21 protein-coding genes are annotated in these 21,724 nt (G+C 41.3%); 2 read left to right on the top strand and 19 right to left on the bottom strand.

Going from position 1 to position 21,724, the window contains the following annotated elements; translation table 11 throughout:
• Nucleotides 1-6: 6 nt before the first annotated feature.
• The 9 genes from NQ488_02285 to NQ488_02245 form a co-directional block, all read right to left on the bottom strand.
• Nucleotides 7-1,470 carry a methyl-accepting chemotaxis protein gene (locus tag NQ488_02285; GenBank protein UWN96161.1) on the bottom strand — a complete coding sequence of 488 codons (1,464 nt, stop codon included), beginning with the start codon at nt 1,468-1,470 and terminating at the stop codon, nt 7-9.
• A 147-nt stretch (nt 1,471-1,617) separates the two neighbouring features.
• Nucleotides 1,618-2,823: a M20/M25/M40 family metallo-hydrolase gene (locus tag NQ488_02280; GenBank protein ID UWN96160.1), complete on the bottom strand. Its 1,206-nt coding sequence runs from the start codon at nt 2,821-2,823 to the stop codon at nt 1,618-1,620.
• Nucleotides 2,824-2,867: 44 nt separating this feature from the next.
• A complete protein-coding gene (locus NQ488_02275) occupies nt 2,868-4,268 on the bottom strand; it encodes an MATE family efflux transporter (GenBank protein ID UWN96159.1) in 1,401 nt (466 codons plus the stop codon).
• A 176-nt stretch (nt 4,269-4,444) separates the two neighbouring features.
• Nucleotides 4,445-5,692, bottom strand: coding sequence for a metallophosphoesterase (locus NQ488_02270; protein ID UWN96158.1), 1,248 nt, complete (start codon nt 5,690-5,692; stop codon nt 4,445-4,447).
• Between the two features lie 275 nt (nt 5,693-5,967).
• On the bottom strand, nt 5,968-6,321 hold the full coding sequence (locus NQ488_02265) for a GNAT family N-acetyltransferase (GenBank protein UWN96157.1): 354 nt from the start codon (nt 6,319-6,321) through the stop codon (nt 5,968-5,970).
• Nucleotides 6,309-6,977, bottom strand: coding sequence for a hydrogenase nickel incorporation protein HypB (gene hypB / locus NQ488_02260; GenBank protein UWN96156.1), 669 nt, complete (start codon nt 6,975-6,977; stop codon nt 6,309-6,311). The genes NQ488_02265 and hypB overlap by 13 nt, the downstream gene beginning before the upstream one ends.
• 5 nt (nt 6,978-6,982) lie before the next feature.
• A complete protein-coding gene (locus tag NQ488_02255; protein ID UWN96155.1) occupies nt 6,983-8,032 on the bottom strand; it encodes a DUF5692 family protein in 1,050 nt (349 codons plus the stop codon).
• Between the two features lie 31 nt (nt 8,033-8,063).
• A complete protein-coding gene (locus tag NQ488_02250) occupies nt 8,064-8,408 on the bottom strand; it encodes a hydrogenase maturation nickel metallochaperone HypA (GenBank protein UWN96154.1) in 345 nt (114 codons plus the stop codon).
• Nucleotides 8,409-8,412: 4 nt separating this feature from the next.
• On the bottom strand, nt 8,413-11,115 hold the full coding sequence (locus NQ488_02245) for an FAD-dependent oxidoreductase (protein UWN96153.1): 2,703 nt from the start codon (nt 11,113-11,115) through the stop codon (nt 8,413-8,415).
• Nucleotides 11,116-11,356: 241 nt separating this feature from the next.
• On the opposite strand from NQ488_02245, the gene NQ488_02240 reads away from it, so the two are divergent.
• A complete protein-coding gene (locus NQ488_02240) occupies nt 11,357-11,902 on the top strand; it encodes an accessory gene regulator B family protein (protein UWN96152.1) in 546 nt (181 codons plus the stop codon).
• Nucleotides 11,903-12,064: 162 nt separating this feature from the next.
• On the opposite strand, the gene NQ488_02235 is transcribed toward NQ488_02240, so the two are convergent.
• The 5 genes from NQ488_02235 to NQ488_02215 form a co-directional block, all read right to left on the bottom strand.
• A complete protein-coding gene (locus NQ488_02235; GenBank protein ID UWN96151.1) occupies nt 12,065-13,348 on the bottom strand; it encodes a GHKL domain-containing protein in 1,284 nt (427 codons plus the stop codon).
• Nucleotides 13,341-14,072 (bottom strand): response regulator, encoded by a 732-nt coding sequence (locus NQ488_02230; GenBank protein ID UWN96150.1) that lies wholly within the window; start codon nt 14,070-14,072, stop codon nt 13,341-13,343. Before NQ488_02230 ends, NQ488_02235 begins: the two co-directional genes overlap by 8 nt.
• On the bottom strand, nt 14,041-14,754 hold the full coding sequence (locus tag NQ488_02225) for a transcriptional regulator (protein UWN96149.1): 714 nt from the start codon (nt 14,752-14,754) through the stop codon (nt 14,041-14,043). Before NQ488_02225 ends, NQ488_02230 begins: the two co-directional genes overlap by 32 nt.
• A gap of 554 nt (nt 14,755-15,308) precedes the next feature.
• The gene (gene pyrB, locus NQ488_02220) at nt 15,309-16,259 is read right to left on the bottom strand and encodes an aspartate carbamoyltransferase (GenBank protein ID UWN96148.1); all 951 of its coding nucleotides are present in this window, start codon (nt 16,257-16,259) and stop codon (nt 15,309-15,311) included.
• Between the two features lie 71 nt (nt 16,260-16,330).
• Nucleotides 16,331-17,623: an adenylosuccinate synthase gene (locus tag NQ488_02215; protein ID UWN96147.1), complete on the bottom strand. Its 1,293-nt coding sequence runs from the start codon at nt 17,621-17,623 to the stop codon at nt 16,331-16,333.
• Between the two features lie 147 nt (nt 17,624-17,770).
• On the opposite strand from NQ488_02215, the gene NQ488_02210 reads away from it, so the two are divergent.
• Nucleotides 17,771-18,655 (top strand): LysR family transcriptional regulator, encoded by an 885-nt coding sequence (locus NQ488_02210; GenBank protein ID UWN96146.1) that lies wholly within the window; start codon nt 17,771-17,773, stop codon nt 18,653-18,655.
• Here NQ488_02210 and NQ488_02205 read toward each other — a convergent pair.
• The 5 genes from NQ488_02205 to NQ488_02185 all read right to left on the bottom strand — a co-directional run bounded on the left by NQ488_02205 (nt 18,641) and on the right by NQ488_02185 (nt 21,723).
• Nucleotides 18,641-19,327 carry a GntR family transcriptional regulator gene (locus NQ488_02205; protein ID UWN96145.1) on the bottom strand — a complete coding sequence of 229 codons (687 nt, stop codon included), beginning with the start codon at nt 19,325-19,327 and terminating at the stop codon, nt 18,641-18,643. The two genes, NQ488_02210 and NQ488_02205, sit on opposite strands and share 15 nt — an antisense overlap.
• Before the next feature lie 19 nt (nt 19,328-19,346).
• The gene (locus NQ488_02200) at nt 19,347-20,039 is read right to left on the bottom strand and encodes an LrgB family protein (protein UWN96144.1); all 693 of its coding nucleotides are present in this window, start codon (nt 20,037-20,039) and stop codon (nt 19,347-19,349) included.
• The gene (locus NQ488_02195) at nt 20,032-20,412 is read right to left on the bottom strand and encodes a CidA/LrgA family protein (GenBank protein ID UWN96143.1); all 381 of its coding nucleotides are present in this window, start codon (nt 20,410-20,412) and stop codon (nt 20,032-20,034) included. The genes NQ488_02200 and NQ488_02195 overlap by 8 nt, the downstream gene beginning before the upstream one ends.
• A gap of 165 nt (nt 20,413-20,577) precedes the next feature.
• Nucleotides 20,578-21,015, bottom strand: coding sequence for a hypothetical protein (locus tag NQ488_02190; protein UWN97084.1), 438 nt, complete (start codon nt 21,013-21,015; stop codon nt 20,578-20,580).
• 27 nt (nt 21,016-21,042) lie between these two features.
• The gene (locus tag NQ488_02185; GenBank protein ID UWN96142.1) at nt 21,043-21,723 is read right to left on the bottom strand and encodes a hypothetical protein; all 681 of its coding nucleotides are present in this window, start codon (nt 21,721-21,723) and stop codon (nt 21,043-21,045) included.
• Between the last annotated feature and the right edge of the window lies 1 nt (nt 21,724).

Below are 21,724 nucleotides of genomic sequence, written 5' to 3'. Positions count from 1 at the left end.
ATCTGCTTACTCTGCTTCGTACTGTTCAAGTTCTTTTGCAAGTCCGTGTATTTTCTTAAGGAGCTCTGATACTTTATTCATCTTCTCAACAGCCTCATTGGTATGGCTGAAGCCTTCGTTGGAGGCAGCTGCTACTTCCTGGCTTGTTGCCGAAAGGTTAGTTATATCTTCTGATATTACATCAGTTGAATTCACTATATTGCTTATTATCGAGTCAAATCCCCTGATTACCATGATAAGGTCATCGACCTCTGTGTTAATCATTCCAAACTTATCTTTGGCTTCATCTATCATCTCATTCTGCTTACGCACTGATTCAACAGAATTACCGATGCTCCCGCTTACACTTTCAACATCATTGGTAAGGTCTTCAATTATGGTTCTTATTCGCTCTGTAGCGTCCTTTGTCTGTTCTGAGAGCTCTCTTATCTCATCTGCGACAACCGCAAATCCTCTTCCGGCCTCGCCGGCTCTTGCCGCCTCAATTGACGCATTAAGTGCAAGGAGATTGGTCTGTGAAGAAATGTTCATTATAGAACCGACAATCTCTCCAACCTCTTTTGCCCGCTGTGTAAGCTTATCCGTGACAGTCTCTGTCTCACGGCTTGCTTCCTCTACATTCTCAGCCTGGCTCTTAAGTGCATTGATAAGCTCTGCGCCTTCATGCACGTTCCGCATTGCGCGGTCTGATGCATCAAGCATATTCTTTGTGTGGTCGCTTGCCGCATCCGTATGATTCTTAATCTCCTGACACATCTGTGCCTGATGCTGGATAGATTCCGCTGTACTTTCCGTACTCTCGGCAATATTCTTAACGGACTGGTTACTCGTTGTAATGCTTGCATTGAGATCATTTATATGTGCATTAGTCTCATCAAAGCAATTGGTAATCTCCTCTGACACATGCTGCATCTTAATTGCTGTTTCATGATGTTTCTCTGCACCCCTGGCAATCTCAGCCATATTCTCCTTATTGAATGTAACCATCATCTTAGTCATTATTACAACGGCAGCTGCAACAATAAAGATAACTATTGACTCTACTATCACATCTTCAGAGGCTATCTTTCCCATAGAAATCATTCTTGCGCTATGTATTATGAAGCCGGCAACTATGATACCGCTCTCAATCCTTGCCATCTTCATATCAAGATATCCGATTGTTGCTATAATAAGAGGCACCGCATATGCATATGTATCCGGCATATTATTGGTGCACATCATTACAAAATACACCATAGCCGCAGCCGCAGACATAACGATTCCGCACAACTGTGTTCCCGCCCTTACTGCAAATATACCTATAACAGTGATTAATCCTGCTGCTACAGCCACAGTCTGTATTATGATACCGCTGTTACCTCTTCCTGTTGCAAGCAGTCCGACCATTGTAAACGCTATATAGCCAAGTACAATCAATAATATTGCAAATACTACCTTGTCGACTCTTTTCAACTGTTCTTTCTTCATTACACAACCCTCCGTACTAAAACGTATTAACTCACAGGTACTCACAGTACTAAACCTGTGTTTCAAGTAGATTTTAATACTTTTTCTTTATGATGTCTATATCTTAAAGTCAACGGATGGGCAAAAATTACGTAAATTGCAAAGTTATTATCTTTTCTTTATAACAGGCTCTGCCACATCCTCATAGCCTGCAAGCAGAAGAATAAGAAGCAGGTCTCTTTGTGGTCCAAGCCAGCTTTCCACGGGTTCAAACCACTCATGGACTGTATGCACTCCGCCTTCATTGCCGCCACGTCCTACTGTTATCGCCGGAATTCCCATGCTTATCGGAATATTGGCATCAGTACTGCTCTCACCCCTTAATTCAGGCTCTATTCCAAGCATTCTCGCTGCATCAAATGCTGCTTTTACTATAGGACAGTCAGGCTCCTGTGTTCCGGCAGGCCGTACCCCCTTAACCTCTATGTCTGCCTTTACCTGAGGCTTGTCGGCATCCCATCTTGCATTTTCTTCTTCAACAGCACTCTCTACCGCATTCATGAATTCTTCTGTAAGACGCTCAAGTTCTTCATCACTGTCAGAACGTATATCCATCAGCATGCCTGCCGATGCCGATATTGTATTTACAGACGTTCCGCCCTCTATGACTCCTACATTGAATGTTGTCTTAGGAAGCTCAGGTGCTTTAAAATCAGATATTTTTGCTATTGCCCTTCCCATCGCATGTATAGGATTGGGAAGTCCGAAATCCGCAAAGCTGTGTCCGCCGTTGCCTGTGAATGTTACCTTATAACGACGGCTTCCAGTTGCCGTGTATACAACACCGCCTGTCACAGGATTATCAACCGACACAAATGCATCAATATTATTATCATTATTAATAATGTATTTAATACCCTTAAGATCGCCAAGTCCTTCTTCACACACATTTGCACAGAATATTATGTCTCCATGTGCGTGAATGTCATACCTGACCATTGCCTTTGCTACCGCCATTATCTCAGCTGCTGCATGAGTGTCATCATTAATTCCCGGGCAGTAATATCTATTGCCTTCCTTCTTTACAGTTACATCCGTATCTATCGGAAATACCGTGTCCGTGTGTGCTGCAAGCATTATTACAGGTCCGTCTCCGTCACCCGGCCATGTACCGAGTACATTACATACTGCATCCATATGTACGTTAAGCAGGCCTATCTCTTTGAACTTTTCAAGTACATATTCCGCCTTTTTCTTTTCCTGATGTGACGGTGCGGGAATCTGGCACATTGTAAGTGTTTCCTGCGTTGTGTTGTCATCTTCCGACTTAATATATTCAAGTGCTTTTGCTATCTTTTCATTATTTATAATCATATCTTCCTCACATACTAATACATTTCTTATAATATACGGCCGCATTAATTAACAAATAGTCTTTTCCCATGTACACGCTTTCTCACAAAATAGAAACATGCCGCCTGCAGAACGATTGTAAGCCCCCAGGACGCAGGATATGATACAAACAATATTCCAAGTGATCTGTGATAAGGGAATATGCCAAATATCCAGAACACTCTTGTTCCTACAGTTCCTATTACTGATAACACCATCGGTACTGCTGAATATCCCATTCCTCTAAGGGCACCAGGTATAAGATCCATAATTCCGCAGAGAAAATATGTAAGCGTTGTATATGCGAGTATTTCCATGCCACATTTTACCACCTCGGCATCTGATGTATATATTCCTATAAGCTGCCTGCCGAATATGTAAAATGAACTTCCCATAACTATTGAAACAGCAACTGACAAAATAATGCAGTCGATAAGCACACGGTCCATACGCTTAAACTTTCCAACACCAAGGTTCTGGCTTGTAAAGCTCATGCAGGCCTGTGTCACTGAATTAATCGATACATATAAGAATCCCAGCAGATTATTGGCCGCTGTATATCCGGCCATCGCCGTAGAGCCGAATGAATTAACAGAAGACTGAAGCAGTGCATTTGAAAAATTGATTACAACGCTCTGTATTCCGGCCGGCACACCAACCTTGAATATCTGAACCATATAGTCCCTGCGTATTCCGAGTTTATTAAAATACAGGCGGTAACTGCTCTGCGAACGGCAAAGGCATGTGAGGACAAGCACGCATGAAATGAGCTGAGCAATAACTGTCGCTATAGCAACACCGGCAACTCCAAGTCCGAATACGATTACAAGTATAAGGTTAAGCACCGCATTGGTAATTCCTGATATTATAAGAAATAAAAGCGGCCTTTTTGTATCTCCGACAGCCCTTAATATTGCTGCGCCATAATTATACAGCATAAAAAACGGCATGCCCATAAAATATATCCGCATATAAAGTACAGACTGATCTATTACATCATCCGGAGTATCCATGAGTTCCAATGCACCTTTTGCAAATATGGCTCCCACAAAAGCCATTATTATTCCGCTTATTAATGCTATTGTTATTGAAGTATGGACTGTCTCCGACATCTCTTTTGACTTTCCTGCCGCATAGAATCTGGCTGCAAGCACATTGCTTCCAAGTGATATTCCAATAAAGAGATTGGTAAATATATTAATGAGTGCGCTTGTCGAACCTACCGCAGCGAGTGCCTGGCTTCCGGTGAATCTTCCAACCACTATAATATCAACAGCATTAAACATAAGCTGCAGCACGCCGGACAACATAAGCGGAAGTGCGAATGATATCAGCTTATCCATAATTGTACCATTGCACATATCTATCTCATATTTGCTTCTTTTTATTCCGGACGTCTCAACCTCTCTGTTATTCTCTTTATTCATGCCTGCCCCTTTCTTCTGACGCAAATGTATCCAGACTGATTTAACCTTAAAAGGGCCCTGCCAAAGCAGAACCCCTTAACATTATTATACTATTTTTCTATTATGTCAAGCCTCTGCCTGATTCGTGGCTGCCGCATAAGCTTCGGCGCTGCCGGTACGTCTGTTGATAGTAAATCCTAATATTTTACCTGCCAGTCATCACCTGCTCCGAACCTTACAAAGTCAAGCTCATCCGGCTTACTTACAACTATATCAAAAAGCGCCTCTGTAATGGTTCCCGCTGTTCTCGGCTTCTGGCACCAGTATCCGTTAGAACCGAATGTTCCCCATACGCCATGTTCTGCAACCTTTCCTTTATCTGTATTAATAAGCGGGAGCCCGCCCATGTCAGGTGCCATATATACTCTTTCCATATGAAGATGACCACAATTATAAAGTACTATATTGCTGTTCCATAAGGAAAAATCTTTGGCAAACCTGCCGTTATTATAATTCTGATGTGTATATGCCGCAGTCAGAATATCATGCAATGTATCTCTGTTACTTGAAACATTATAACCTTCCGGATAATCAAATGCATCATGTGACATTATAAGGTACCGGCAGTCCTCCCTTGCAAATGCTTTGTCAAGAAGCCAGTCTATCTGCTTATCCTTATATCCGTAAAAGTACATGCCCATCTCATTCTGCTCACCATTAACCACCGTGTCGTCACTGTCGCTCATATTAAGGCAGACAACACGCACATTCTTACCTGGAAGGTCATAATAAAAATATCCGTGCTCATACTCTGTAGCATACTGCGGAAAATATGCCATTGTAACGGAATACCACTCCTCTTTATTGATAATATAGTCGGCACTGTAAAGCAGATTGCCGTCAACCTGTGCCGAAAAGCTGTTATCATCATGGTTGCCATGCAGGAAAAATACCGGCTTATTGCATGTCGACAGTATCTCTGCCACATTACGGATTATCTGCATTGCATTAGCCTTGCCGTTCTCCTCCGCATGTCTTCCATCATATATGTCACCGCCGACACATACAAAATCGACATCAGAATTATTCGCAACATCCACAACTGCATTATACATACGGTATGCCGCCGTTGTGCTTGCTTCATTGCTGTCAAGATGTGTATCCGTGATAAATATATAGCTCACGCTGTCTCCGGTAATTGTATCGTCAAGTGTCTGTATTGTCTTGCGTACTTCCTGCTCATAATAATCGGGATATTCCGAATCGCGTGTCAGTGTCACATCTGCCGTACTGACTGATGTACTTCCCTTATCATTGCCTGCAATACTTTCCGCCTGCACACTGCCACCCGGCACATTGTTCCGGCTTCCGCAGCCTGCTGACACAAGCAGCACTGCTGCACTTATAATTGCTCCCGCTGTCTTTATATATCTTTTATTAATCACACTAATCCTCCATTCCGCCATTTTGCACCATACCACAAAAAATTAATTTCATGTATATAGCATATCATTGAAGTAAACTTCAGGGTCAATAGTATAAATGTGATTTTTCTGTGATTTTTCCTTGGTTAATATGATGTTAGTGACAGAAGCCCCAATAGACATTTATGCCCGGACACTATATTAAGGCAAAAAATAATACAGACAATATATCATCATCTGTATTATTTCTCATTAAGTACAATATTTTAATCAAAACGCTCTATGCCTTAACTGTGTCATTCAATTATATCCGCAGCTATCTCCCGGAATGTCTTAACAGGCTGTGGCTTACGTTCATGATCATTAATATACTTCTCCATCCAGGCTACATTATACCAGCGTCCGAACTTATAACCGCACTTTCTGAATTCTCCGGCATAGGCATATCCGACAATCTCTCCCTGTGATACTGCCACCAGATACGGATACTTCTTAAGCGTATTCTCAATTCTGCGTCTGAATTCTGCTTCAGACGGAACAGAATACTCAAATGTAACTGCCGTATTTTCAACATATTGTGCATAAATTGCCAGCAGTCCTTCTGCATCATCAGGCGTTGCGGTTCTTATGCTGATATCTAACTTCTCCACTCCTTTACCTCCGTGCGAAGCCACTCATACCATGCATCCATCCCTTCACCGGTCTTGGCACATATCGGGAATATCTTAATATCAGGATTACGCATATGCGCATATTCCGTAACCTTATCCATATCAAAATCAAAATATGGCAGTACATCAATCTTATTAATCAGAAGCGCATCGCATACCGTAAATATAAGCGGATACTTGAGTGGTTTATCATGTCCTTCAGGCACTGACAGTATCATGACATTCTTAGACGCTCCGGTATCAAACTCTGCCGGACATACAAGATTACCTACATTCTCAAGGATTGCCAGGTCAACATCATCTGTTCCAAGCTCTGTAATTCCCTGCCTTGTCATATCCGCATCAAGATGACACATTCCGCCTGTATGAATCTGAATAGTCTTTGCCTTAGTATTATCTGACATTGTCCGTGCATCCACATCAGAGTCAATGTCGGCTTCCATTATACCAATTCTGAACTCATCAGACAAGGCGTTAATTGTTTTAACAAGTGTAGTTGTCTTACCGCTTCCGGGAGAGGACATAACATTAAGAAGAAATGTCCCCTCCGCCTTAAGCTGCTGTCTTAGTCTATCTGCATCAGCGTCATTATCCGCAAATATACTCTGCTTTACCTCTATTATCTTCATATCCATTACATTTACCTGATCTCAGCTCTGTCGGCTGCTTCCTTATAATACTTGAAATCCTTGAATATCTCACCCTTGTATGGGTTGGTCTTTGTCTTTACAGACTTCCAGATAATGTATACAATTGCAATTATATTTACAATTAAAGCAAGAGCACTGACAACCGTCATAGCCGTAGGATCAGCATTAACTGATGTACCCGCCGCTATGCCGTTAAGTGTTCCGTCTGCATACTGTGTTGTAATCGCAGCCCATGGGAACAGCTTGGTTCCGTCTGCAAACGTCTCCTGGAACAATGGAAATATCTGTGCAAACATACACCATATGCAGAGTGTGTTGGCACGGTTCTGAATCCATCCGCCCTTATTCCAGATAAGTGCTGCAACAGTAGGTGCAAGAAGCAGCGCAACACCACAGAACCATGAATGTGTCGGCAGGCAGTTATATGTATAAGCAAAATTCCATACGTCGTATACAAGAATATATACCCATATCATATCCGGCCATATCATATCCTTCTTATCCTTGGATGAATAGACTGCCCACCAGCCTGTCATACAGAATATATTAATAAGTCCTGCGATTCCGTTCATTACATTATGCCAGCCGCCATACAGCCATACGCCTTCAGATGAAAGCCACCATGAATACCAGCCGTTAATTGCCGATTCAAAATCACTCGCCACAGCAATAAGTATGTTGATTGCAACGATTGCAAACGGGTATGCCTTGAACCAGTGCGTCTTACCGATTCCCCACTCATACTTAATCATCATAAAGCCGATACATCCCGCAAGTGAAGCATAGAGCTTCATATAATGGAACCAGCCGTTCATATACATATGGGTCTGGTTGTTAACCGCCCACTCTGCTCCCATTCGTGCCGCAACTGCAATCACTACAAAATATACCGTAAGTGCAAGAGGTATAACTCCGAACATAAGAAGTCCGCCTGCCTTTGTCCTTCTTGCAAATTCATTAAGCAGGATAAGTCCTGCCAGCACTGCCAGCATTGCTATCCACTGACAGACTGCATCACTTCCATAAACATGAAATAACATAAAAATCACCCTCCATTCATATTCCGTGCAATCAGCACGCTTCTATCTCTTTTATGCTGCATTCGCTGCCGGTAAGCAGATATGTCCTCGGACTGCTGCACCTTGGGCATATCCTTCCGTACCTGACCGTCTCATATGTATTCCCACATTCCTCACAGAAAGTTACTGCCGGGAGTGTCTCCATCCTAAGTTCAGATTCCGCAAGAAGCGGTGTCTTCTTTTTGTAATAATTCCACGCATCCGTCATATAATCAGGCACTATTCCACTGACCTCACCGACCTCTAAAGTCACAGAGCCTATTTTACTCAGCTTCTTCTCATCCGCCAGCTTTGTGAGTGTCCTTGAAATATGTACAATAATTCCAAGCTCATGCATTGTATTATTTGTCCTTCTTGAACTTAATCTTAATCTCTCTCTTAAGCATATACGGAAGAATTGCTTTCATCTTATCCTCCGATTTGCGCATCGTGCTTGCTTCAGGTATATCCCTTGAAAGATGTATCGCGTCAAATTCGCATTTGGTTGTGCATAAGCCGCAGCCGATACATTTGTTAGGGTCTACCACTGTAGCTCCGCAGCCAAGGCATCTTGCTGCTTCCTTCTTAACCTGCTCCTCTGTAAATGTACTGCGCAGATCTCTGAATGTAAGCCCGTTCTCATCCGTCTTCTTATGGCATGCCTGACGCGGCGCATTGTCATAGCTGTCCGGCTCAATCGCAAGATTATCCTTGTCAAGCGATGGGAACTGACGCAGATTACGTCCCAATGTAAGGCTGTGTCCCTTATGCACATATCTGTGAATTGACTCGCATGCTTCCTTGCCTGCCGCAATCGCGTCTATTGCAAATCTCGGTCCTGTATACACATCACCGCCCACAAATATATCCGGCTCCGCTGTCTGGTACGTCACAGGGTCTGCCTTAACAGTCATATTAGGATTAAGCTCTACCTTTGTACCCTCAATAAGGCTTCCCCATACAACTGACTGTCCTACTGACACAAGCACATTATCACATTCAATCGTCATCGTATCATTCTCGTCATACTGTGGATTAAATCGTCCCTGTGCCTCACGTACGGCTGTACACTTCCTGAATACAATACCCGTAACCTTACCTCCGTCTGTTAGTATCTCCTTTGGTCCCCATGAATTATTGATTGTGATGTTCTCTTCAAGTGCCTCTTCAATCTCATCCTTTGCCGCCGGCATGCTCTCCCTGTCTTCAAGACACACCATCGTCACTTCCGATGCACCTGCTCTCAAAGCTGTTCTCGCAACATCCACGGCAACATTGCCGCCTCCGACTACAACTGTTCTTCCCTTGATATGGGCGCTCTTCTCATCAGTATTAATCTTCTTGAGGAACTCAACTCCGGCTATAACTCCATCAGCATCCTCTCCTGCGATTCCGAGCTTTCTTCCGCCCTGAGCTCCTATAGCAATATAAAATGCCTTATAGCCCTGCTGCCTTAACTGCTCAATAGTTATATCCCTGCCTACCTCTACTCCGCACTTAAAACCTATTCCCATCTTGCGGAGTACGTCAACCTCTGCCTCAATTACCTGCTCCTCAAGTCTGAAGGATGGGATTCCGTTAAGTATCATGCCGCCCGGTGTCTTTTCCTTCTCAAAGATGTCTACCGGATAGCCTTTGCATCTGAGATAATAAGCTGCTGACATTCCGGCAGGTCCCGCACCGATTATTGCAATCTTCTGCTCGAACTGCTTACCTTCATGGTTGACTGTCTCAGGTATATATCTGTTGGCTTCGTGAAGCTCCTGCTCTGCTATAAACTTCTTAATCTCGTCTATGGCAACTGCCTGGTCTATCGTTCCTCTTGTACATGCATCCTCACACTTACGGTTACATATGGCACCGCATACGGCGGGGAACGGATTCTCTGTCTTAATCAGCTTAAGTGCATCCATATATCTTCCCTGTGATGCAAGCTTTATGTAGCCCTGAACCGGAAGATGTGCAGGACAGGCACTCTTACATGGTGCTGTTCCCGTATCGTAACAGTTAATCTGATTATTGTCGCGATAATTCTTGTCCCACTTCTCAGGTCCCCACTTCACAGTGTCAGGAAGCTCATGCTGCGGATATTCTACAGGGCCGTTCTTCGTACACAGCTTCTGTCCGAGCTTGGCAGCACCCGTAGGGCAGTACTGCACACATCTTCCACATGCAACACAGCGGTCAGGAGTTACACTTGCACGATATGCCGAACGTGACATATTAGGTGTATTAAAAAGCTGTGATGTCCTGAGCGCATTACATACACCTACTGCGCAGTTACATATTGCAAATATCTTATCCTCACCGTCAATATTGGTTATCTGATGTACATATCCGTTATCTTCAGCACGCTTAAGTATCGCCATTACTTCATCAATATCTGCGTAATGTCCTCTGCCTGTCTCAACAAGGTAATCTGCCATATCACCGACACCTATACACAGATCTCCCTCTATATCACCTGTACCTTCACCACGCACACGCTGCTGTCTGCGGCATGAGCATGCACCTACTGCATACTTGTCCTTGTACTTATTGAGCCAGTATGAAATGTGCTCAATGCTTACAGATTCAGGCGTTGCAGGAATCGCTGTCTCAACAGGAATTACATGCATTCCTATGCCTGCTCCTCCCGGTGGAACCATAGGTGTTACCTTCTCAAGCGGAAGACGTGACATCTGCTCAAAGAAATCAGCGACCTCCGGATGTTCCTCGACCTGCCTGCCGTTCATTACCATGAATTCAGCACTTCCCGGAACGAACATCGGGAGTATATACTGCTTGTGCCTGTCCTCGTTCTCCCAGTTATACTCGATAAGTCCTATTACACTCATCTCCTGAAGAAGCTGTTCCGTACGCTCAACACTCTTCTTACACTTCTTCGCAACCTGCTCAAGTGTCATAGGCACTCTTACCTTCATTCCAAGTGCGACCTCTGCCATCTCGTCTGTGACAACTCCGGCAAGTCCCCAGTATTCAGGATCTTCCGTGGTCACCTTAACTCCGATACGGTCAGTTATCTTCTGTCCGAGCTTTATAATCAGCTCTCTTTGTTCTGCCATTAAATCCCTCCTCTGCATAATCCCGCTTTCTGATATTTTGTAATATACATATTATACAATATCCTCCACCTGCTAACAATAAAAATTGATAATTTTTTATCAATTTCGACATATCGTTAATTCACGTTCAAATTCGCTTAATTCAGCTCCAAATTCCATTTTTTTACTTTTTCTTAAATATAATCGCAATTGGTTATTAATTTGGCAGATATTCATTGGGAATTTTTATCGGATTATGGGAATGGAACATTTACAGAATTATATTCAGATAAAGTATGATTTTACAGACTATCAGATGGCACAGCTCCGTTTCTTTACGGTCACTCTGCTATCTGAGCTGAGCAAATTCCTGATCATAGGACTTTTCTTCATATATGACATCAGATTATATCTATGGACAATAGTTGTCTTTCAGATAGTACGTTCAACAACCGGAGGTATACACTGCCGCACATATGCAGGGTGCCTACTGCTTTCACTTGCATTTATGGTTATTATAATTAAAGTGCTGCCTTTATTCACGCCGGTACTTTTTGCGCGGATTCTGATGCTTGTGATATGTGCGGCAGTCTCTTTCATAATCGGTCCCGTAACATCCGCAAAACACCTTAAGCTAAGCAATAATACCAGGTTCCGCCTGCGGCTGAAGGTTATTGCCGTTATTGCTGTATATATTTTCGTAATGTGTATGAAGCCTGACAGCCGCTACATTATAACCGGCTTTTGGACTATTATACTTAATACATTTCAACTGGGAGTTGCAAAAAAAATTAAAAAGGAGGTTTAGTAAGCATGAAAAAATTATTCTCACCGGCAGTAAGGAATGTACTGATGGGGTGCATGGCGTTTTCTTTTTGGATAAGCTCGTCTCATCCTTGTGTATTGTTCTTCGGAGAATACGAATATCCTGATAAAAATAGCCTTTAATAAAAGCAAGAGACTGCCTCACTTAATTTTGTTTGGTAGTCTCTTTATTCTTTCTTATTCCAAACCTAACCATATTAGATTCATCAATTAATTCATTACAGCATATAATATCAAATTCATACTCCATACTCATTTTCTTAATTGCGTATAGTCCAAGTCCCCTTCCATCTCCTTTTTTGCTATATCCCTTTCTAAAAAAGTTAGAAAACTCTTCTGTAATTATGTATTCCCCTGAATTATCCACAAATAACACAAAATCACTATTACTCTCTATAATTTGCACATGCAGCCTTTTCGGACTATATACCTCCAAGGCATCAATTGCATTATTTATAAAATTACCGAGTATTTCAATAATTTTGTGTATTGGTATTCCAATATTAAGTTCAATAATATGAATGTCATAATCAATCTGAATGCCCTTTTTCTCAGCTTCAAGGAATTTTCCGTACAGAAAACCTATTACAGCTGAATTTCCAATACATAACAGTTTCTTATACTTATTATCTGCAATAAGCTGGTTACAGTACAATTGTTGATGCAATACCAACTCATCATAGGTTTTATATATAGTATGCTGATTATATATAGCATTTAAATGATTATCAAAATCATGCTGTCTGACTCTTATTTCATCAATGAGATTCTTATATGATTCTTCATATATCTTATATGCATGGAGTTCTGATGATGCCTCTATTGCCTTTTGCTTATAATTATTCCAGCTAACTGTAATTGCAAAAATCATAACTATAAGGATAAAGGCTGTTATATACTCTCCAAAAAACATTCCTGCCAATGCTTTCGTCATAATCAATGCTGCTACTACAATTATCGTTCCTATTATCATTACACCTATTAATAACAGCTCTGATTTTAAGAATATTTCTTCCAATGCATGCAAATCAATAAAATGTGTACTTATTAAATATACAAACAGAGCCACAATATAAATAATTAATGACATTGTATCTTCATCAAGATATCTTTGAAATACATAAGTAACAGGCATTGTACAAAACATCTGTATAATGCCAAGAAAAACAAACATTATACAGATATCTATAATGCTTCTTTTTATCCCACTTCCGAACTGCAAAAAAGTATATCCAGCTATTAACGGATATACTAAAATACTAGCAATATCAGGAATCATTCCTTTATCTACAGCGTTTAATATTAACACATCTGAAATCACTAATATAATAGTTCTAGCATTCAATATAAATTTCTTTCCTTCTATTTTGTGTAAGCAGCTAATTATCATTAAAATCTCTATAACCCAGCAAATTTTATAATCAACCATCCTTAATCATCCCGATTATCTTCTTAACAAATGTAACGCCAATCACTATACCCGCATCTATGCCTCTCATACGGATGCATCTGTTAGTCAGGTCTATGTGTTCGATGTAGTTCCTGTTGATGATTACACCGCGGTTACATTGGATAAGCGCATCGTTGTCTGCCTCCTCCAGTATCTGCCTGCATGTCTTTTTGGGGATTATTAGTTCTTCTCCTGTGACTTTGTGAAAATGTGCTTTATGATCTATATTTTCTATGTAAATAATTTCTGAACATTTTACTGGGAATAAGATTCCATCGCTTCTGAAAAACATCTGTCTGTCGTTAATATGTGCCTGAGGCATACGGAGTGCTTTGGCTATTGCATCTTTAACGCAGTCAATGTCAAAAGGCTTTTCTATATAACTGAAACTATGCAGCTGTGCATATGCATACATTGCCGGATCTTCTAATGAAGTTATAAATATGACCGGCGTGAATTCATATTCATTTATACGGCGGACTGCCTCAACGAAACGAATGCCCGAGGTATCCCCGGGCACATTAGTGTTAGTTATTATATCAACAAGAAATAAATCTATCCTGCTGTTTATCGCTGTCTCAACCGCTCCTTTTGTATCTGCAAATTTTCTTATGTCTGCGTCAGGGCACACATCTTCTACTGCTGATGCCAGAATTTCTCGTGTTGTTTCGTTATCCTCTATAATCATTATTCTTCTGCTCATCTGTATTCCCCTGCATAATATTCCTCAAATTTCTTACAAAATCAAGCAATTGTGATTTATCTCCAGCTTCAAATGCAGACCACAACATTTTGACAGCAAGCATTCTTCTGTCGCAAAGGTTCATGAACAATGCAGGCTGATAGCCTGACATATTATATAAGCTAAGCAGCAGTTCTGCATCCGGATATAGCGTTTCCTTCTCAAGCTCACGATATTTTTTTATTCCTACTCCAAGACGCTGAGCCATCTCTATCTGGGAACACTGCTCTTCCTCCCTGACAAAATTGACCATCGAGAAATCATCCCACGAATCAGCCATTGCCTCTATAAGTTTCGCCTCTGACCGACTGACATTCTGCAGTTCACCGCGCTCAATCTTTTCACTCATAACATTAGCAACCATTTTCAAGGCAAAATCACGTTCCTTACCGGCTCTGTTAATCTCGTCCTCAAGCTCATCAGCACTATATTGAAAATGCTCACCCGTGATAATATAATCAATGTCTGCTCCGGTATCTGCAAGTGCCTTCAGATTCTTATCCGTAAGCTTTGTATTACCATTCTCAAGGTATGAATATTGTTCCTGACTGACACCGATAGCCTGCCCCATCTGCTTCTGCTTCATGGGGATAGATTTTCTGTATTTTTCCAGCCTCACCAGCATCTCATCATAACTACCCATTACCACACGTCTCCAACCTGCCATTGAATACTTTGCATCATGCCCTGACAGCCATTGTCTTATGCGGCATGCTATGTATTCTTATAGATAAATTGTAAGGTAATGTTTGTGTGCCTAATTAGGTCTATATCTTTATATCATTGTAAATATTCTGTTCATTATTCAATTTACTATTCTAATTTGTTATTAAAAAAATTTTTACGTTGACGTAAACCACGCAATGCGATATTATATATAAATTAATAGGCAAAGCATTTATACGTGTTACATATCATAATCCTGAGCTGCCGGATGAGGCAGTCAGAATGACCAAAACCTTATTATTGCCTGAATATGAGATTTACAAAACATCTGAAAGAGAAATTAGAAAAAGAATACCGGGAGAGGTATGAGAAGGAATTCCGCGAACGGTACGATAAAGATTGTCAGCAGCAGCGGCAACAGCATCAGCAGGATGCTGACCTGATTGCCACTCTTAAAGCTGAAATTGAACGTCTGCGTAAGCTGCTTGCTCAGCAGAGCAGTTAAAGACCGGTTAACTCAGACGGGCAGGCTTAACCCAGTATACATTCACCTGTAAGTGGGTCTTCAAGCCCCATGAAAGACATCAGCAGTGCCATTCTGACATAGACGCCATTCTGCACCTGCTCAAAGTATGCAGCTCTGCTGTCGAGGTCCACATCCCTTGAGATCTCGTTGATTCGTGGAAGCGGGTGCAGGACTGCCATGTTGCTCTTTGCAAGCTGCATTTTTTCTGCATTAAGTATATAGCTGTCACGCAGTCTCAGATAGTCTTCCTCGTTGAAGAACCTTTCCTGCTGCACTCTTGTCATATAGAGTATATCAAGCTCAGGAAGCGCCTTTTCAAGGCTTCTCTCTTCACGCCACTTTGCATCTGAATCTATCGGAAGCTCATCAAGCATATATTCCGGCATTCTGAGTTCTTCCGGAGATATGAACACAAACTCATTGCCTTCATATCTTGACAGGCTCTGAACAAGTGAATGAACGGTTCTTCCAAACTTCAGATCTCCGCACATTCCAATTTTGAGGTGGTCGAGCCTTCCCATTCTGCTCTTAATAGTCATAAGGTCTATCATTGTCTGTGACGGATGATTATGACCGCCGTCTCCTGCATTTATTACAGGTATTTTGGAATAGAGTGAAGCAAGCAGGGGTGCGCCTTCCTTTGGATGACGCATGACAGCTATATCAGCATAACAGCTTATAACTCTTATTGTATCCTCTACAGTCTCACCTTTGTTGGCACTTGATACATTGGCAGACGGGAACCCTATCACGCTTCCGCCAAGATTAAGCATTGCAGTCTCAAATGACAGCCTTGTTCTTGTGCTTGGTTCATAGAACAATGTTGCTACTTTTTTTCTTTTTGCAACTTCTGAATAGCTGTCCATATTGGCAGATATTCTGCGCGCAAGTTCAAGTATTCTATTAGTTTCTTCAAGTGTAATGTCCTGTGGTCCTATCAGATGTCTGAGTTTCATTTTCATTCTCCATTCATGTAGTCTGTATAATTCATGCAATCTGTATAATTTAACCGATGTAATCCGTACAATTAAGATATTGTTATATATTCGCTGCGTTCTGCTCCCGTTGACACAAGATAAATTCTGTGATTAACAAGTTTTTCAATTGCCAGCACGTATTCTCTTGCCTCTTTAGGAAGCTCCTCCCAGCTTTTGCAGCCTGATATATCACAGTGCCATCCCGGATACTCCTCAACAACAGGCTTCACTCTCTCGAGACTGCTGTCAGCAGGGAATGTGTCAATCGTATGTCCGTCAAGCTCATAGGCAGTAACTACCGGTATTGTATCAAACTCACTCAGTACATCAAGCTTTGTGAGGGCTATATCATCTGCCCCCTGACATTCTATCCCATACCTGCTTGCTACCGCATCAAAAGGTCCTACCCTTCTTGGTCTTCCTGTTGCTGCCCCGAATTCACCTCCGGCATTACGGAGCTTATTATTCCACTCTTCAGGCATTGCATCTTCAGCAGCAAATGGTCCCTCTCCTACACATGTTGAATATGCTTTCATTACACCTACAACACGGTCAGGCGTTCTCTGTGGAATTCCTGCACCTATAGGCGCATATGCTGCTATGGTATTTGAACTTGATGTATAAGGATATATACCATAATCAATATCCCTTAAAGCGCCAAGCTGTGCTTCAAAAAGAATATTTTTTCCTGCCTCGGCAGCATTGTTAAGCAGCTTTCCGGTATCGCATATATAATTACGGAAATATTCAGCCTGACTTTCGCACCAGTTATATAATTCTTCAAATGAAAGCGGATTCTGTCCATAGACATTTTCCATGATGAGGTTTTTACTCTCAAGTATAACCTGAAGTCTTCTCTTTATTGCAATCGAATTCAGATTCAGAAGATCGCCCATTCTAAGTGTCTTTTTCATATACTTATCGCCGTATGCATATGCTATTCCTCTTCTTGTTGAGCCAAATGCTGCGCCTTTTTCAAGAAGCCTTTCTTCCTCAAGTACATCCTGACGCACATGGAAAGGCATACATATTGTTGCCTTATCCGAAATCTTGAGATTGTCCGAATCTATTTTAACTTTCATATATTGCAGCATTGACATCTCATGTCTGAGATGATCAAGGTCAACTACCATTCCTCCGCCTAACACACATACTGCTTCCGGATGCAGTATTCCTGATGGAATAAGATTCAGCACATACTTTCCTTCAGGTGTCACAACTGTGTGCCCTGCATTGTTACCGCCCTGATACCTGACAACATAGTCAGCCTTCTCACTTAACAGATCAACTATTCTTCCTTTGCCTTCGTCTCCCCAGTTAATTCCCGTAACAGCCGTAATCATAAATTCTCCTTTCAGTGCAGTCAGTCACCGCCAATATATTTTTGATTATTGATTTTTCAAACCGACTGTATTATACTTTTTACGCAGTCAGATGTAAAATGTATATTTGATATGTCGGTTATACATATTTTGTATATGGAGGATAGCATGGCAAATTACGATTACTATAGAATATTCTATTATGTTGCACAATACAAAAGCTTCTCGAGGGCTGCTGAGATTCTTGAAAATAACCAGCCTAACATAACACGATGCATGAACAATCTTGAAAATGAACTGGGATGCAAGCTTTTTGTCCGCACGAACCGTGGTGTAACACTTACACCTGAAGGTACAAGGCTTTATGAACATGTTGCGGTTGCCTTTGAACAGATTGAAGTCGCAGAAAAAGAGATATCAATGGATAACAGTCTTGAAAGCGGTATTGTTACTATCGGTGCAAGTGAAACAGCGCTGCGCCTTATGCTTCTTAACAAGCTTGAAGAGTTCCATGAAAAATATCCACGTGTAAGGCTGCGCATTTCCAATCATTCCTCTCCACAGGCTGTCAAAGCCCTTGAGGACGGACTTGTTGATTTTGCAGTTGTAACAACCCCCATAACTATAAAAAAGCCCCTTCAGAAAACCTCACTTTACTCATTCCGTGAGATTCTCATCGGGGGAAGAAAATATTCAGATATCGCTGCAAAGATGCAGAGTATTAATAATCTTGCCGATATACCTTTTATATCACTTGGCGGCGAATCAGCAACCCGTGAACTGTATATGCAGTATTTTTTAAATCACAATATGCCATTTAATCCCGATATGGAAGCTGCCACTACAGACCAGATTCTTCCTATGGTAGAGCACAATCTCGGACTCGGCTTTTATCCCGAAGAAATGGCATCCGAATTCATTCAAAAAGGAACTATACTGCCAATCCGTATATTTGAACCCGTTCCCTACAGAACCGTATGTCTCATTCAGGACACATCAAAACCTCACAGTGTTGCCGCCGGCAAGCTTGAGGAAATACTACTTAAAAGATAGCAGCTGTCCTGTCAGGCTTTGCTCGTTAATATTATAGTGCATATCTATTGCTCTGTCACATGCAGACTTATCCCTGCTATGCAGAGCATTTATTATATCTTCATGTGCCTTCTTAAGATGTAACTTATCATCACCGTTTATCGCTTCGAGTGCTTCATCTATCCACTCACGATACACGTCTATGAGTGCGCTCATAAGTATATCGATAAATGCATTGCCTGATGCCTTTACAAGCAGATAATGAAATCTTCTGTCCGTCTCACTGTCACTGCAGTCCATAGAATAAGCCAGTTCCGCTGCCATATCAAGCTCATCCGGTTTATCACTTCCAGCTTCCAGCCTGTCTATTACAGCATGGCACACTGTCTTTTCCATGCTTCTTCTGAAATCACATATATCATGACGAGAGACCTGTTTAAGTGCCAGCATCATATGTATCATATCCGATATTGTTCTCTCCATGTTGCCGCTGATATAATTACCTGAGCCATGACGTGACACTATGATGCCCATATTTTCAAGCATTCTCATGGCTTCCCTCGTTGAATTACGGCTTATGTCAAGTTCAAGCGACAACTCCCGCTCTGTCGGAAGTCTGTCCCCTACATTCAATGAACCGCTGCTAATCATTCTGCGCACATAATCAACGGCCTTCTCATATTCCCGCCCCATCTTAATCTATACTCCGTTATTATATAAAATGTGCAAATACAGACGCACCGACCACAGTCAATATGCCCGCTACTGCAATTGAAAGGCTGCTCATTGCGCCCTCAACTTCACCGATTTCCATTGCCTTGGCCGTACCGATTGCATGTGCTGCAGATCCGATTGCTATTCCTTTGGCAATAGGCTCCTCAATTCTGAAAATTTTACATATAAATTCCGCAAGAATATTACCAATAACACCCGTTATTATAATAACAGCAACAGTAATAGTTACATAGCCGCCAAGTTCTTCGGATACACCCATTCCTATTGCCGTTGTTATTGACTTTGGCAGAAGTGTTACATATTCCTCATGAGTAAGCCCGAAAAACATGGCAAGGACAAGAATTGTTATAAGGCTTGTAAGCACGCCTGATATGATTCCGCACATTACGGCGCGGACATTACTCTTAAGCAATTCAAACTCTTCATAAAGCGGTATTGCAAGGCATACTGTTGCAGGTGTCAGAAGCCAGCTCAGATACCTGGCTCCCTCATTGTATGCATCATAATCAATGTGTGCCAGCACAAGAAATATTATTGTTACTGCTATTGATATAAGAAGCGGATTAAAAAGTCCGACATTCAGCTTCTTTTTAAGATATACTCCTATCATGTACGATATAAGACTTACGCTCACACCTGCAAATGCAGCGTTAGCAAAAAATTCATTCATCTATGGTTCCTGCACTTTCCTCATTTTTCTGGCCTGCACGGATTATCGCCTGTGAAATCCTTCCGCTGACAGCCATTACCGTAAATACCGTTACAACCGTAATAATTCCTACTGGAAGAATAAGCGGACGCAGAACGTTCCACGATGACATAAGGCCTACACCGGCCGGTATAAACATAACCGGCATTATTTCTATAAGAAATTTGCCTGTCTCTCTGACATCTTCAAGCTTAATAACCTTAGTCAGCAGACATACAAAAAGAATTACCATGCCGTATATACTTGCCGGAATAGGCAGCGGCAGAATCTCCTTAAGAATCTCTCCGATAAATGATATTATCAGAATAATTAAAAATTGCTTCAGATACTTCATTAGTTTACTCCTCCAAAAATTGGTACTACCAATCCATTTTACATCCAAAATCTTCTTTGTCAACTTATTTTTATCAGCAGTCGTAAAAAGCAGCAGGCATAAAAAACAGAAGCAGGACATTCGTAAAATACCGGCTGCCCTCTTCTGCTGCTTTATATAAATTCTTTATACTCTTTTATAAATAATCGGAGCATCGTATCCAAAAGTTCTCTTTCCGTTAACTTCCATACTTTCAGATACTTCCAGACAGCTATCGGAAAACCTTTCCCAAAGCTTAAATGTCATTACCGGAGAGAAACGGCTTGTGCTGCCACCTTCCCAGACGCCACCATTTTCATGGTACAATGCCGGAGTGAACTTTTCAGATTTTTTCAGTTTGATATAATCAACATTTTTCATAGAATCATATGAAAATGTGTTTTTATCTTCTACAATAAATATCCCGTGAAAATCCTCAGGGATGTTATTTATTTTGTCATTGCAGACTGTATTCACATGCTGTGCATACGGAAATATTTTTCCGGCTGCTTTCATCTCAGTAAATTGTTCTTTATTATCAAAATGCCCTGTCATAAGTTTTACAAATTCTTCTGTCTTCATTATGCCTGCCTCCTGGTTAAATCACATATTTTAAAATAAAAGCTGAAGCCCCATTACAATAATCCACATATACGCACATGTCTTCGGAATCATTAATAATCCGACCTTCGGTTTTATTTTGCTGAATAAAGTTACCGGAATATAACATCCAAAAGAAATAATAATAGCTGCAGCCATCCTTATCAAATGATACCCGTATGTATTCCCGGAAATCAAGTACAGTATGATTACCCCTATTCCGGTAACCGCAAAGACTGCATTTCTGATAATGGATAATTTCATATTACCTTCATCTTTACACCAGTTGTTCTGAGGTAACATACATATCACTATTCTGACAACCGCCGATATCCATATCATTGCTGCGATTACTGCCGGTATTTTTAATTCCGGAAATGTAAATTGCCAGATATACATCAAAATAATATAAAATACTGTCATTGTAACTGACGATACCTGCAATCCTATTCCGAGCTGTCTCTTTATCTTGTCACTGCTTCCACGCACCGCTCTTATAATTCTCGGCACCAGATGGAAGGCATCCCCTCCGCAAAGTGTCAATGTCAATATTCCATAAAGGATAAATAATATATTTCCCTGTGAAAATATAAAAAATAAACCTGCAGCAACCAGGTCAAAAATTAAATATGCTGCGTCAAATACTGCTTCCATAACATCCGGAATCTGTGGTTTGTAATTATTTTCTTTCATT

The sequence above is a fragment of the [Bacteroides] pectinophilus genome, from assembly GCA_025146925.1.
GTDB lineage: Bacteria > Bacillota > Clostridia > Lachnospirales > Lachnospiraceae > Bacteroides_F > Bacteroides_F pectinophilus.
This window is presented reverse-complemented; position numbering and strand designations above follow the sequence as displayed.

What these genes read in the sequence shown, in the direction of transcription:
- NQ488_02285 (UWN96161.1), bottom strand. Translation starts at nt 1,470, where the DNA reads ATGAAGAAAGAACAGTTGAAAAGAGTCGACAAGGTAGTATTTGCAATA.
- NQ488_02280 (UWN96160.1), bottom strand. Translation starts at nt 2,823, where the DNA reads ATGATTATAAATAATGAAAAGATAGCAAAAGCACTTGAATATATTAAG.
- NQ488_02275 (UWN96159.1), bottom strand. Translation starts at nt 4,268, where the DNA reads ATGAATAAAGAGAATAACAGAGAGGTTGAGACGTCCGGAATAAAAAGA.
- hypB (UWN96156.1), bottom strand. Translation starts at nt 6,977, where the DNA reads ATGGATATGAAGATAATAGAGGTAAAGCAGAGTATATTTGCGGATAAT.
- NQ488_02255 (UWN96155.1), bottom strand. Translation starts at nt 8,032, where the DNA reads ATGTTATTTCATGTTTATGGAAGTGATGCAGTCTGTCAGTGGATAGCA.
- NQ488_02250 (UWN96154.1), bottom strand. Translation starts at nt 8,408, where the DNA reads ATGCATGAGCTTGGAATTATTGTACATATTTCAAGGACACTCACAAAG.
- NQ488_02245 (UWN96153.1), bottom strand. Translation starts at nt 11,115, where the DNA reads ATGGCAGAACAAAGAGAGCTGATTATAAAGCTCGGACAGAAGATAACT.
- NQ488_02240 (UWN96152.1), top strand. Translation starts at nt 11,357, where the DNA reads ATGGAACATTTACAGAATTATATTCAGATAAAGTATGATTTTACAGAC.
- NQ488_02235 (UWN96151.1), bottom strand. Translation starts at nt 13,348, where the DNA reads ATGGTTGATTATAAAATTTGCTGGGTTATAGAGATTTTAATGATAATT.
- NQ488_02230 (UWN96150.1), bottom strand. Translation starts at nt 14,072, where the DNA reads ATGAGCAGAAGAATAATGATTATAGAGGATAACGAAACAACACGAGAA.
- NQ488_02225 (UWN96149.1), bottom strand. Translation starts at nt 14,754, where the DNA reads ATGGGTAGTTATGATGAGATGCTGGTGAGGCTGGAAAAATACAGAAAA.
- pyrB (UWN96148.1), bottom strand. Translation starts at nt 16,259, where the DNA reads ATGAAACTCAGACATCTGATAGGACCACAGGACATTACACTTGAAGAA.
- NQ488_02215 (UWN96147.1), bottom strand. Translation starts at nt 17,623, where the DNA reads ATGATTACGGCTGTTACGGGAATTAACTGGGGAGACGAAGGCAAAGGA.
- NQ488_02210 (UWN96146.1), top strand. Translation starts at nt 17,771, where the DNA reads ATGGCAAATTACGATTACTATAGAATATTCTATTATGTTGCACAATAC.
- NQ488_02205 (UWN96145.1), bottom strand. Translation starts at nt 19,327, where the DNA reads ATGGGGCGGGAATATGAGAAGGCCGTTGATTATGTGCGCAGAATGATT.
- NQ488_02200 (UWN96144.1), bottom strand. Translation starts at nt 20,039, where the DNA reads ATGAATGAATTTTTTGCTAACGCTGCATTTGCAGGTGTGAGCGTAAGT.
- NQ488_02195 (UWN96143.1), bottom strand. Translation starts at nt 20,412, where the DNA reads ATGAAGTATCTGAAGCAATTTTTAATTATTCTGATAATATCATTTATC.
- NQ488_02185 (UWN96142.1), bottom strand. Translation starts at nt 21,723, where the DNA reads ATGAAAGAAAATAATTACAAACCACAGATTCCGGATGTTATGGAAGCA.